This is a genomic window from Amycolatopsis sp. SID8362, assembly GCF_010550475.1.
Taxonomy (GTDB): domain Bacteria; phylum Actinomycetota; class Actinomycetes; order Mycobacteriales; family Pseudonocardiaceae; genus Amycolatopsis; species Amycolatopsis eburnea.
Map to the genome: position 1 here is coordinate 15,245 of NZ_JAAGNB010000488.1, position 12,223 is coordinate 27,467.

General features: G+C 70.7%; 13 protein-coding genes. 6 read left to right on the forward strand and 7 right to left on the reverse strand.

Annotation, left to right across the window (positions count from 1 at the left end; translation table 11 throughout):
* Positions 1 to 47: 47 nt before the first annotated feature.
* Positions 48 to 698 carry an L-threonylcarbamoyladenylate synthase gene (locus tag G3I65_RS15210; RefSeq protein ID WP_160696691.1) on the reverse strand — a complete coding sequence of 217 codons (651 nt, stop codon included), beginning with the start codon at positions 696 to 698 and terminating at the stop codon, positions 48 to 50.
* Positions 699 to 1,183: 485 nt separating this feature from the next.
* On the opposite strand from G3I65_RS15210, the gene G3I65_RS15215 reads away from it, so the two are divergent.
* Positions 1,184 to 3,157, forward strand: coding sequence for a M6 family metalloprotease domain-containing protein (locus G3I65_RS15215; RefSeq protein WP_160696692.1), 1,974 nt, complete (start codon positions 1,184 to 1,186; stop codon positions 3,155 to 3,157).
* Between the two features lie 358 nt (positions 3,158 to 3,515).
* On the opposite strand, the gene G3I65_RS15220 is transcribed toward G3I65_RS15215, so the two are convergent.
* The 3 genes from G3I65_RS15220 to G3I65_RS15230 form a co-directional block, all read right to left on the reverse strand.
* On the reverse strand, positions 3,516 to 3,788 hold the full coding sequence (locus tag G3I65_RS15220; protein ID WP_160696693.1) for a hypothetical protein: 273 nt from the start codon (positions 3,786 to 3,788) through the stop codon (positions 3,516 to 3,518).
* Between the two features lie 3 nt (positions 3,789 to 3,791).
* A complete protein-coding gene (gene prmC / locus G3I65_RS15225) occupies positions 3,792 to 4,658 on the reverse strand; it encodes a peptide chain release factor N(5)-glutamine methyltransferase (protein ID WP_160696694.1) in 867 nt (288 codons plus the stop codon).
* Positions 4,659 to 4,754: 96 nt separating this feature from the next.
* Positions 4,755 to 5,102: a MerR family transcriptional regulator gene (locus G3I65_RS15230; RefSeq protein ID WP_160696695.1), complete on the reverse strand. Its 348-nt coding sequence runs from the start codon at positions 5,100 to 5,102 to the stop codon at positions 4,755 to 4,757.
* Between the two features lie 56 nt (positions 5,103 to 5,158).
* On the opposite strand from G3I65_RS15230, the gene G3I65_RS15235 reads away from it, so the two are divergent.
* Genes G3I65_RS15235 through G3I65_RS15255 form a run of 5 tightly spaced genes read left to right on the forward strand, consistent with a single transcriptional unit; the run spans position 5,159 to position 9,253 of the window.
* A complete protein-coding gene (locus G3I65_RS15235) occupies positions 5,159 to 5,962 on the forward strand; it encodes a TIGR03619 family F420-dependent LLM class oxidoreductase (RefSeq protein WP_160696696.1) in 804 nt (267 codons plus the stop codon).
* A gap of 32 nt (positions 5,963 to 5,994) precedes the next feature.
* The gene (locus G3I65_RS15240) at positions 5,995 to 6,972 is read left to right on the forward strand and encodes a glycosyltransferase family 2 protein (RefSeq protein ID WP_160696697.1); all 978 of its coding nucleotides are present in this window, start codon (positions 5,995 to 5,997) and stop codon (positions 6,970 to 6,972) included.
* Positions 6,969 to 7,400 carry a GtrA family protein gene (locus tag G3I65_RS15245; protein WP_160696698.1) on the forward strand — a complete coding sequence of 144 codons (432 nt, stop codon included), beginning with the start codon at positions 6,969 to 6,971 and terminating at the stop codon, positions 7,398 to 7,400. Before G3I65_RS15240 ends, G3I65_RS15245 begins: the two co-directional genes overlap by 4 nt.
* A gap of 18 nt (positions 7,401 to 7,418) precedes the next feature.
* Positions 7,419 to 8,876, forward strand: a complete 1,458-nt coding sequence (locus tag G3I65_RS15250; protein ID WP_160696699.1) for a hypothetical protein — start codon at positions 7,419 to 7,421, stop codon at positions 8,874 to 8,876.
* Positions 8,876 to 9,253 (forward strand): VOC family protein, encoded by a 378-nt coding sequence (locus tag G3I65_RS15255; protein WP_160696702.1) that lies wholly within the window; start codon positions 8,876 to 8,878, stop codon positions 9,251 to 9,253. Before G3I65_RS15250 ends, G3I65_RS15255 begins: the two co-directional genes overlap by 1 nt.
* Here the strand turns inward: G3I65_RS15255 and prfA are convergent.
* From prfA to rho, 3 genes are all read right to left on the reverse strand, one after another.
* On the reverse strand, positions 9,250 to 10,320 hold the full coding sequence (gene prfA, locus G3I65_RS15260; protein WP_160696700.1) for a peptide chain release factor 1: 1,071 nt from the start codon (positions 10,318 to 10,320) through the stop codon (positions 9,250 to 9,252). The two genes, G3I65_RS15255 and prfA, sit on opposite strands and share 4 nt — an antisense overlap.
* A gap of 79 nt (positions 10,321 to 10,399) precedes the next feature.
* A complete protein-coding gene (gene rpmE / locus G3I65_RS15265) occupies positions 10,400 to 10,627 on the reverse strand; it encodes a 50S ribosomal protein L31 (protein ID WP_003102730.1) in 228 nt (75 codons plus the stop codon).
* A gap of 181 nt (positions 10,628 to 10,808) precedes the next feature.
* Positions 10,809 to 12,223, reverse strand: a 1,415-nt coding sequence (rho, locus tag G3I65_RS15270; protein ID WP_160696701.1) for a transcription termination factor Rho, incomplete at its 5' end; no start/stop codon positions are given.

Sequence of the window (12,223 nt, forward strand, 5' to 3'; positions counted from 1 at the left end):
TCACCCGCGACACGCTATCGTGCCGCGGTTTCCGCCGTGATCCGGCTTCAGGCCAACGTTTCCGCGGGCACACCGAGCACCTCCGCGACCGCCGTCTTCGAGACCGAACCCTCGCGCAGCACGACCGGCTCGGTCCCGGTGAGGTCCACAATGGTCGATGCGACAGGCTCGCCGCTGGACCCGCCGTCGAGGTACACCGCGACCGAGTCGCCGAGCTGTTCCTGCGCCTCCTGCGCGGTGCTCGCCGGCGGCCGCCCGGAGACGTTCGCGCTCGACACGGCCATCGGGCCGACGTCGCGCAGCAGCTCCAGCGCCACCGGGTGCAGCGGCATCCGGAGCATCACGGTGCCGCGGGCGTGGCCGAGGTTCCACTGCAGGCTCGGCGCGTGCGGCAGCACGATGGACAGGTCGCCGGGCCAGAAGGCTTCGATGAGCGCGCGCGCCTGCGGCGGGACGCCGAGCACCAGGCCGTCCACAGTGGACCAGGACCCGACGAGCACGCCGACCGGCATGTCCGGGCCGCGGTTCTTGGCGCGCAGCAGCGCCTGGACGGCGCCCGCGTCGAACGCGTCGGCGCCGATGCCGTAGACCGTGTCGGTCGGCAGGACGACCAGCCTGCTCGACCGCACCGCACCCGCCGCGGCGGCCAGCCCGTCGGCCCGGGTGTCGCGCTTGCTGCAGTCGTAGACCACGCTCATGGCGCCCAAGAGTAGTCCGGCCACCGCCGGCGACGTTCGCCGCGTCACACCGGCCGCCGGGGGCGCCCCCGTCTTCCACGCTACCGGCGAGCACCGACAGTTTCCGGGTGGTCGCGGTGTGCGCGGCCGGAGTTGTCCACAGGGCGGCTGCCGTCGGGGCTCGCGATGACATGAATGAGTCATTCACCTCACCGGACGACAGGGTCCCGGCAAAGTCGCGCGCCGGCGAGCGGGTTGCCCGGCCGCAGGCTGGCTGCGTGCCTTGCCCGGCGTCGCGGGGATGTTGTGAATGGGTCATTCATGTCGTCTGGCGAAGTGAATGACTCATTCATGTCGTTCGGCCGCGCGCCTGACAACCGGCCAGACTTTCGTCGTGGGGCAAGCGGGTAAACCTCGCCGCGAGGCAGAACCGGGACAGCGAGGCTCAATACGGTCGATCACCGGGAACCACCAACCCCCGTGGGTTCCCAGTGAAGGAGCCGCAGATGCGTTCCAGAACCCCGAAGGCGCTCGCCCTGCTCGCCGCGGCCGCGCTGCTGACCGGGCTCGGCGCGGGCACCGCCGCGGCCGAGCCGCTCACCCGTGGCTGGCCCGCCCCCATCGACGCCGCGCAGTGGGAGAACCAGGACCACATGACCTGGTCCGACTACAAGAAGGTCCCCGGCACGAACTGGGCCGACCCCTCCCTGAAGCCGACCCAGCGCACCTTCAAGGGCGCCGTCGTCCTCGCCGACTACCCGGACCAGGACTTCGTCGTCACGCGCCCCGCCCGCTCGACCGTGTTCGGCAACCCCGCGCCCACCGCGGCCGACATCCCCCGGGCGAACGTCGCGCAGTACTACCAGGACTTCCTCAACAAGCCCGAAGCCCTCAACAACGGGCACACGATCAACGAGTACTGGATGGAGGACTCCGGCGGCCGGTTCGGCGTGCAGCTGACCGCGTTCGGGCCGTACCGGATGCCCGGGAAGTCCTACGAGTACGGCATGGAGTTCCAGCCGAGCGCGTGCCCGCCCGGCGCGAACTGCACGCGGGACATCCGCAAGGACGCCGGCGACGCCTGGCGCGCCGACGTCGGCGACACCGCGAAGCAGTTCGACTTCGTCTTCTACCTCTCCGCCGGCCAGGACGAGAGCTCGACCTGGCAGGAGTTCGGCGAGATGAAGTTCGGCACGAAGGAGAACGTGCCGGACGCGTTCGGCCCGCCGAACCACGACCTGCCCAACTACGCGGCGACGCGGTACGTGCCGTGGACGTCGTGGGCGTCGGCCGCGAGCATCTGGCCCAACGCCCAGGACGGTAGCTCGGTGCAGGCCGAAAGCTCCGGCCAGTCGACCTACGCCCACGAGTTCAGCCACATCCTGGGCATCGGCGACAACTACAACAACCCGTTCGGCGTCCCGCCGTCCCGCAGCTACAGCGGGCCGTGGGACATGCTGTCGCGCGGCACGTTCAACGGTCCCGGCGGCCCGCACACGCGCTGGCAGATCCCGGCGACGCAGGGCAGCTCGATGGGTGCCCAGCACCAGCTGCGCAACAAGCTGAAGCTCGGCATCGTCGACCCGGCGGACGTCCTGCAGCTCGACCGCAACGAGCTCGCCAGGACCGGCCCGGTGTCGGCGCGGCTGACGGCGCGGGAGGCCGAGGCGCAGCCCGGCGCGTTCACCGGGCTGAACATCAAGCTCACCGGCGGGGACAAGGCGCCGAAGTGCGACCGCGCGACGGACCCGTTCTGCGACGGCGGCGGCTACGACAACTACACCGTCGAGGTCGTGGACCGGATGGGCGCGGACTCGTTCGCGCCGGACTCCGGCGTCATGATCACCAAGACGAAGAACAAGGACAACGCGCCCTTCGACTGGGTGATCGACGCGAACCCGCAGGACATCGGCATCACCGACTACACGAAGCCGGACGGCACCCCGGTGAAGATCACCATCGGCGACTACCGGCAGCTCAACGACGCCCTGTTCAAGGCGGGCACGGAGGCGGCGAGCCCGTACGAGTACACCGACCAGGCCAACCGGCTGCGGTTCCTGATCACCGACCTGGCCCGGGACCGCCGCGGCATCCTGTCGTACACGGTCACGGTCGCTTCGCTGGACGGCTCGGGCAGCCAGGCGCGGGGCGCCGCACTGACCCCGGCCCCGCCGTCGTTCGCCCGCGGCGGACTCGCGACCTGCGACTTCGGCCTGCTCAACACGGGTTCGGCCCGCGGGGCGCAGGCACCGTACGACACGGACACCTACCGGCTGAGCGTCTCGACGGACGCCCGCGGCTGGGCGGTGCGCCTCCCGAACGAGCTGACGACGGCGAAGTTCGGCGGCCACGTGAAGGTCCCGGCGTACGCGAAGCGGAGCGAGGGCGGCGACCTGACTGCCCGGGTGAAGCTGACGGCGACCTCGATCAGCGACCCGTCGAAGACGGCGACGGCGAGCTGCACGGCGTTCGGTTTCTGAGGACGCTCCGGAGGGGGCCCGCCCGGCGGTGGGTCCCCTCCCGGATGCCGTGAATGACTCATTCACGTCGTCTGACGACAGGGCCTCGGCAAAGTCGGGCAGCACGACCGATCCGCCCCTCCGCGACGACATGAATGAGTCATTCACTTCGCCAGACGACATAAATGACCCATTCACAACATCCCCGCGACGCCGGACAGACCACGTGGCCAGCCCGCGGCCGGGCACCCGCTCGCTGGCGCGCGACTTTGCCGGGACCCTGTCGTCTGACGACGTGAATGAGTCATTCACGTCGTTCAGCGCCCGAAACTGTCGGTGCCTGCCGGTAGCGTGGAAAACGGGGGCGCCCCCGGGCGGCTCAGCCGGCGTCCGGCGCGGCTTCCGCCTGCTCGACCATCGCAGCGGTCCGTCCCAGCACCAGGTCGTTGCCGGGGAACCGCGCCTCGGCGGCGGTCATCAGCGACTCGCGGATCACCCGCATGATCTCGGCCGCCTGCGCCGCGGAGAACATGTCGAGGGCGATGAACGAGAAGTCACCGGCCCCGGGTCCCTGCACGTGAGCGCCGCTCGGCATCCACGCGAGGTCGAGCCGGACCTTGCCCGGCGGGTTCACGAGGAAGTCCCCCGACACCGCTCAGCCCAGCCGGCGTGCGGTGACGAACCGGGCCCGGCCCGTCAGGTCCGCGTGGTCCTCCACCCCCGTCAGCACCCGCCGCGCCCGTACCAGGGCCGGCACCGCCGAACCGTGCGTGTCGTCGTGCTCGATCGCCAGGCCGCCGCCCGGGCGGAGCAACCGGGCCCCCGCCGCGATCGCGTGGCGGATCACCGCCAGGCCGCTCTCCTCCGCGAACACCGCGCGCGGGGGGTCGTGCTCGGCCACCTCCGGGGGTACCGGGGTGCCCTCCGGGACGTACGGCGGGTTGCAGAGCACCAGGTCGACCAGGCCGTCGAGCTCGGCGAACATCGTCGGGTCGCTGATGTCGCCCGAATACAGCCGGATCGGGGTGTTGCCCGCGTCGGCGTGGACGTCCGCGTTGTGGCGGGCCCAGGCCAGTGCCTGGGGGTCGACGTCCACCGCGTAGACCACGGCGTCCGGGCGCGCGTGCGCGACCGCCAGTGCCAGTGCCGCGGAGCCCGTGCACAGGTCGACCACCACCGGGAACTCGCGGCCCTGCAGGAACTTGACGCCCCATTCGAGGAGCAGCTCGGTCTCCGGCCGCGGGACGAACACCCCGGCGCCGACCGCGACGGTGATCTCGCCGAGCGCGGCCCAGCCGGTCAGGTACTGCAGCGGGATCCGCTTCGCGCGCTGCTGGACGAGCTGGCCGATGGCCTCGATGACCGGTGGGTCGACCAGTGGCACCATCGGCAGGCGGCCGCGGTCGACGCCGAGCACGTGCGCGGCGATCACCTCGGCGTCGAAGCGCGGCGAGGCGACGCCCGCGCGCTCGAGGATGCGGGTGGCCTCGATGATGGCCAGGCGCAGCGGCTGCCGGTTCACTCGTCGTCCTTCACCTCGTCAAGCCTGGCACACCAGGCGGAACTCCCCCGTGAGGACACGCGCCGGTCCTACGCCGTCCAGCGTATCGAGGCGCCCTCAGCGCTCGGCGGACAAGTACCCGGCCAGCGCGCCGCGCCGCCGCTGGAGGGCGCTGATCCGGTCGTCCATCGCGCTCAGCTCGCGGTGCAGCAGGCCGGCCAGCTCCGGGCACAGGTCCAGGTGCGCCTCCTCGCCGCTCGCGCACTGCAGCGCGGACGAGATCACCTCGGTGTTCAGCCCCGCCGCGAGCAGGCGCCGGATCTGCCGGACCCGGACGACGGCGCCCTCGTCGTAGGCGCGGTAGCCGTTGCCGTCGCGCGACGCCGTGAGCAGGCCCTGCTCCTCGTAGTAGCGCAGCAGCCGCGTGCTGACGCCGGTGCGCTCCGCGAGCTCGCCGATCCGCACTCCCGCCCCCTGAAAGGTTGACCTTCACACCGATGTGAATGCCTAACGTCGCCGTCATGCCCGAACATTTCCCGGACCTCGAAGTCGTCCTGCCGAACGAACAGCCGCACGTCGATCCCGCCCGGATCGCCGAGCTGGCCCGGCGTGCCGAGGAGCTCGGCTACCGCGCCGCCTGGCTGCCCGACCACCTGATCCCGCCCGGCCCGTTCGGCGCGGTGTTCGGCGGGGTCCACGAGCCGCTGGTCACCCTCGCCCACCTGGCCGCCGTGACCAGCCGGATCCGGCTCGGGACGGCGGTGCTCGTCCTGCCGCTGCGGGAGCCGTTCGCGCTGGCCAAGCAGGCCGCGACGCTGGCGAGGCTGTCCGGGAACCGGTTCGACCTCGGGGTCGGCGCCGGCTGGAACGAGCCGGAGTTCGCCGAGGTCGGCGTCGACTTCGCCACGCGGGGCAAGCGGACCGACGCGGCACTGGACCTGCTCGCCGAGCTGTTCCGCACCGGCCGCGGTCCCGATGGCGGCTACTTCGAGCCGCGGCCGGACCGGCCGGTGCCCCTCACCGTCGGCGGCAACTCCGCGGCGGCGCTGCGCCGGGCCGTCCGGGTCGGCGCGGGCTGGTTCAGCGCGGGGCTCTCCCCCGCCGAGGTCGGCGAGCGCGCCGGAAAGCTCACGGCGATGACAAACGGCCGCGAAACACGGGTCACCGCCAGAATGGATTGGGACGGGACCGATCTCGACTCCGCGACCGCGCGATTCCGCGCGTATATCCTGGCGGGGGCGGACGCGGTGGCCGTCCACTTCGGCCCGGCGGAGACCTTCGAGCAGCGGATGACCACGTTCGCCGAGGCCGTCGCCGGACCCTAGGATGCCCGAGACGCCGACCCACGGGAGCGCCAGTGCCGACCGAGCCGACCACTCGCCGCCGGGTCGCGTTCGTCTTCCCGATCTACAACGAGGAAGCGAACATCGACCTGCTGCACCGCACGGTCGACGAGGTCACGGCGCCGCTGGCCGGGCGGTACGACTTCAGCTTCCTCTACGTCGACGACGGCAGCCGGGACGCCTCGCTGGAGCGGCTGACCGAGCTGTCCGCCCGCGACGCGCGGGTCACCGTCGTCGAGCTGTCCCGCAACTTCGGGCACCAGATGGCCGTGACCGCCGGGCTCGACCTGGTCGACGCGGACGCCGTGGTGGTCATGGACAGCGACCTGCAGGACCCGCCGCGGGTGGCGCTCGAGCTGCTCGAGAAGTGGGAAGAGGGCTACGAGGTCGTCTACGCGCAGCGCCGGTCGCGGCGGGACCCGCCGTTCAAGCGCTACACCGCGAGCGCGTTCTACTGGTTCCTGCGGAAGATGGCCGCGGTCGACATCCCGAAGAACACCGGGGACTTCCGGCTGATCGACCGCAAGGTCGTCGACGAGCTGCGCAAGTACCGCGAACGCGACCGGTTCCTGCGCGGCCTCGTCAGCTACGTCGGGTTCCGGCAGACCGCGGTGCTGTTCGACCGCGACAAGCGCCACGCCGGGGTCACCGGCTACCCGCTGACGAAGATGCTGCGCTTCGCCGCCGACGGCATCCTCGGGTTCTCCACGACGCCGCTGCGGATGATCACGCGGATGGGGTACCTGATCTCGCTGCTGAGCTTCCTCGGCGTGCTCTACGTCATCGGCGTGAAGGTGTTCGCGCCGGAGACCGCGGTGCCCGGCTGGGCGTTCATCACCATCGCGATGTTCTTCCTCGGCGGCATCCAGATCATCATGCTCGGCGTGCTCGGCAGCTACATCGGCCGCACGTACTCGCAGGTGCAGAACCGGCCGCTGTACACCGTCGCGTCGGTGCGCACCGGCGCCGTCGACCGGAGCGCCGTCCGATGAGGTTCGTCACGGCCACGCAGGTCCGCTTCGGGATCGTCGGCATCGGCAACACCCTGGTCGACGCCCTCGGCTACGCGCTGCTGGCGACACTCGGCGTCCCGACGTTCGTCGCCAACTTCATTTCGACGACGGCCGGGATGCTGCTGTCGTTCACGCTGAACCGCAACTTCACGTTCCGCGCGAAAGACGGTGACATCCGGAAGCAGGCGCTGCTGTTCTTCGGCGTGACGGCGTTCGGGCTCTGGGTGGTGCAGTTCGGCGTCATCACGCTGGTCAGCCGCCTGTTCCCGGGCATCAACCTGCTGGTTCCGAAGGGCGCGGCGATCGTCGTCGGGCTGTTCTGGAACTACCTGCTCTACCACTACGTCGTGTTCCGGCACCGCCCGGTTTCGCCCGTTCCCGGTGCAGCGCCCGCCGACTCTGCGTGATCTCGTACGCTGTTCCGGGTGCGAACCCGTGAACTGCGCTTCGGCCTGGGCGTCTTCGTCCTTTCCCTGGGCGTCCTGCTGATCAGGTTCCTCGTGCCGAGGCCGGTCGGGATGGCCGACAACGGCGACGGCTGGCGCCTCCTGTGCGACCTCGGCGGCCGGCACACCGAGATCAAGCCCGAGTTCTACGTGCACTTCAGCTACGGGCCGGGCCAGGGCTGCAAGAGCGACTACATCTCGAGCCAGGCGTGGCTCGACTGGTTCGCGAGCAAGCTCGGCAAGGTGCTCGGCTCGTCGGCGGAGCTCAACCTGCTGGTGCTCGGCGCGATCACCGCCGTGCTGGTCGCGATCGGCATCGCGGCGACCGTCCTGGCGCTCGACCTCAGCGTCCGCAACCGCGTCATCGCGACGCTCCTGCTGCTGCTCGTGATGGCCGACTCGGCGTTCTTCGGCTACTTCGCCTCGGTGCTCAGCGAGGGCGCCGGGTTCCTGGGGATGCTCCTGATGGCCGGCGGCCTGCTGCTGATGCACCGCACGGGCGCGTGGCGGTACTGGGGCGCGGCGCTGACCGTCGTGGGCGCGCTGATCGGCATCAACGCGAAGTCGCAGACGCTGCTGCTGATCCCGCTGTTCGTGCTGGCGCTGGTGCTGGTCAAGCCGCTCGGCGCGCGCGGGTGGGCGCGGTGGCTGCTGCCGCTGGGCGTGCTGGTGGTCGTGGGCGCGGGGACGGCGGCGGTGCAGTCCCACGGCGACCCGGCCAACGCCGAGTATCGCGAAGCGAACATGTACCACGTGGTGTTCGACAGCATCGTCGACGGCAAGCACGACACGGACGCCGACCTGGCGGCACTGGGCCTGCCGCCGAGCGCGAAGAAGTTCATCGGCACGGGCTGGTGGGAAGCGAGCCCGTGGAAGGACGCGGACTACAACGGCTTCCGCGACAAGATCAGCCGCCGCAACGTCGTGAGCTACTACGCCTCGCACCCTCAGCGCACGCTGCAGATCCTCCACCAGGGCGCGGTCGACACGCTGACCGCCCGCCCGGAGCGGCTGGGCAGCTTCGCCGACACGTCCGGGCTGCCGCCGATGGCGCAGGAGTTCCGCGTCCCGGTGTTCTCGGGCCTGTCCGCGCTAGCGGCGCCGCTGGGGCTGTACCTGCTGGTCCCGTTCTGGCTGCTGATCGGCTGGGCCGGCGTGCGGGCGTTCCGCCGGTCCCGGCGCGAGTACGGGATCGTGGTGTTCTTCCTGCTGCTGTTCGCGGTGGGCCAGTTCGGGCTGTCGGCGCTCGGCGAAGGCGTCGAGGGCGTGAAGCACCAGCTGCTGACGCTGTTCCCGACCGTGCTGGCGTTCGTGTTCGGGGTGCTGAGCCTCTTCCCGCGCCCCACGCGGCCGGAACCGGAACCGGAGCCGGACGAGGAGCCGGTGACCGAGGTGTTCGAGGCGTTCCGCGAGCCGGAGGAGCCGGCCGTCCGATGATGCGGATCATGCACCAGGTCGTCACGTTCGACGCCGCCGACCTCGCGGCCGAGAGCCGCTTCTGGGCGGGCGTGCTCGGCGGCGAGGTCGACGAAGACGGCGACTGGCACATGGTCATGGTCGAGGGCGCGCCACGGGTCGGCGTGCAGCTCGCGCCCGACCACGTGGCGCCGGAGTGGCCCGACGGCGGCACGAAGCAGCAGGTGCACCTGGACCTGTGGGTCGAGGACTTCGCCGAGGCGCACGAACACGTGATGGCCCTGGGCGCGCGGGTGCTGAAACCGGCGAGCGGGGCCACGGCCGGCGACGACTTCCAGGTCTACGCCGATCCGGCCGGGCACCCGTTCTGCCTGTGCTGGCTGGTGCCGAAGGCTTAGCCCGCCGAAGCGGCCAGCCGCTCTTCGCGGTCCGCCGTCGCGAGCGCGTCCAGGACGCCGTCCAGGTCGCCGTCGAGGACCTGGTCCAGGTTGTACGCCTTGTAGTTCACCCGGTGGTCCGAAATGCGGTTCTCCGGGAAGTTGTACGTCCGGATCCGCTCGGAGCGGTCGACCGTGCGGACCTGGGACTTGCGGGCGTCCGAGGCCTTTGCCGCGGCCTCTTCCTCCGCGATCGCCTGCAGCCGGGCCTGCAGGACCTGCAGGGCGCGGGCGCGGTTCTGGATCTGGGACTTCTCGTTCTGGCAGGACACGACGATGCCGGTCGGCAGGTGCGTGATCCGCACCGCGGAGTCGGTCGTGTTGACGCTCTGGCCGCCGGGGCCGGACGAGCGGAAGACGTCGATGCGCAGGTCGTTGGGGTCGATCTCGACCTCGACCTCCTCCGGTTCCGGGTAGATCAGCACGCCGGACGCGGACGTGTGGATGCGGCCCTGGGACTCGGTCGCCGGCACGCGCTGGACGCGGTGGACGCCGCCCTCGAACTTCAACCGGGACCAGACGCCGTCGACGTCGGCCGCCTTGGTCTTGATCGACAGCGTGACGTCCTTGAAGCCGCCCAGGTCGGAGTCGACCGAGTCGAGGACCTCCGCCTTCCAGCCGTGGCGCTCGGCGTAGCGCAGGTACATGCGCAGGAGGTCGCCGGCGAACAGGGCCGACTCCTCGCCGCCCTCGCCGGACTTGATCTCCATCACGACGTCGGAGCCGTCGTACGGGTCGCGCGGCAGCAGCAGTTCGGTGAGCTTCGACTCCAGCTCGGGGATCTTCGCGGCCAGCTCCTCGGCCTCGGCCGCGAACTCCGCGTCCTCCGAGGCCATCTCCCGGGCGGCCGCGAGGTCGTCGCGGGCCGTGTCGAGCTCGTGGACCGCGCGGACCACCGGCGTCAGCTCGGCGTAGCGGCGGCCGAGCTTGCGGGCGCGCGCCTGGTCGGCGTGCACCGCGGGGTCCGCCAGCTGCTGCTCCAGCTCCGCGTGCTCGGCGAGCAGCCCCTTGAGCGAGCTCGAATCCACCTTTGCCACCTCTCAGCCCGGGGAAGAACGACAAAAAACGACGCCCACCCGCGCAGGCGAGTGGGCGTCGTCGGAAAAGCTACTTGGCGTCGGCCTTCTTCTGGCGCTTGCCGTAGCGAGCCTCGAAGCGCGCGACCCGGCCACCGGTGTCCATGATCTTCTGCTTGCCCGTGTAGAACGGGTGGCAGTTCGAGCAGATCTCGACGTGGATGTTGCCGCTGGTCTTGGTGCTGCGCGTGGTGAAGCTGTTGCCGCAGTCGCAGTTCACGTTCGTGACCACGTACTCGGGGTGAATACCGCTCTTCATGGTGTCCTCTCTCGTTGGCTCCGGGTCCCCAGTCGTTCTCGCGGGGTGAACCGGCGCCGGACTTCAGCGGGTAATTCTGCCAGACGGGCAGACGCTCACTGGAACGCACCCCGCTGACCAGGTATTCCGAACGCGCCGGAGGCCTCCCCGCACGCGGCGGGGAGGCCTCCGATCAGCACGCTCAGTCGTCTTCGCTGCCGCCGAGGGCGGTCTTCGAGACCTGCATGAGGAACTCGACGTTCGTCTTCGTCTTCCGCAGCCGCGAGATCAGCAGGTCGATCGCCTGCTGCGAGTCGAGCGCGTGCAGCACCCGGCTCAGCTTCACGGTCACGGCCAGCTCGTCCGGCGAGAGCAGCAGCTCGTCCTTGCGGGTGCCCGACGGGTTGACGTCGACGGCCGGGAACACGCGGCGCTCGGCGATCTTGCGGTCGAGCTTGAGCTCCGCGTTACCGGTGCCCTTGAACTCCTCGAAGATGACCGTGTCCATCGTCGAACCGGTCTCGACCATCGCCGTGGCGAAGATGGTCAGCGAGCCGCCGTTCTCGATGTTGCGCGCCGCGCCCAGGAACCGCTTCGGCGGGTACAGCGCGGTCGAGTCGACACCACCGGACAGGATCCGGCCGGACGCCGGGGCCGCCAGGTTGTACGCGCGGCCGAGGCGGGTGATCGAGTCGAGCAGCACGACGACGTCGTGGCCCATCTCGACCAGGCGCTTGGCCCGCTCGATCGACAGCTCCGCGACCGACGTGTGGTCGGACGGCGGCCGGTCGAAGGTCGAGGCGATGACCTCGCCCTTCACCGAGCGCTGCATGTCGGTGACCTCTTCCGGACGCTCGTCGACCAGGACGACCATCAGGTGGCACTCGGGGTTGTTCGTGGAGATCGCGTTCGCGATGTCCTGCATGATCGTGGTCTTACCGGCCTTCGGCGGCGACACGATCAGGGCGCGCTGCCCCTTGCCGACCGGCATGATCAGGTCGATCACGCGGGTGGTGAGCTTGTGCGACTCGGTCTCGAGGCGCAGCCGCTCGTTCGGGTACAGCGGGGTCAGCTTGGTGAAGTCGGGACGGCGCTTGGCCTCGTCCGGCTCCAGGCCGTTGATCGAGTCGACGCGCACCAGCGGGTTGAACTTCTGCCGCTGCTGCTCGCCCTCGCGCGGCTGGCGCACGACACCGGTGATGGCGTCACCGCGGCGCAGGCCGTACTTGCGGACCAGCGAGAGCGACACGTACACGTCGTTCGGGCCGGCGAGGTAGCCGGAGGTCCGCACGAACGCGTAGTTGTCGAGCACGTCCAGGATGCCCGCGACGGGCAGCAGGACGTCGTCCTCGCGGATCTCGGTGTCCGGCGAACCGCCGTCGCGCTGGCCGCCACCGCTGCCGCGGCGCCGACGGTCGCGGAAGCGACGGCCGCGACGGCCGCCTTCCTCGTCGTCGTCCGGCTGCTGGTTGCGGTTGTCCTGGCCGCCGCGGTTGCCGCCGTCCTGCTGCTGGTTGCGCTGGCGGTTGCCGTCCTGGCGGTTGTCGCCGCGGTTGTCGCCGCGGTTGCCACCGCCCTGGCGCTGCTGGTCGCGGTTGCCGCCCTGCTGGCGGTCGC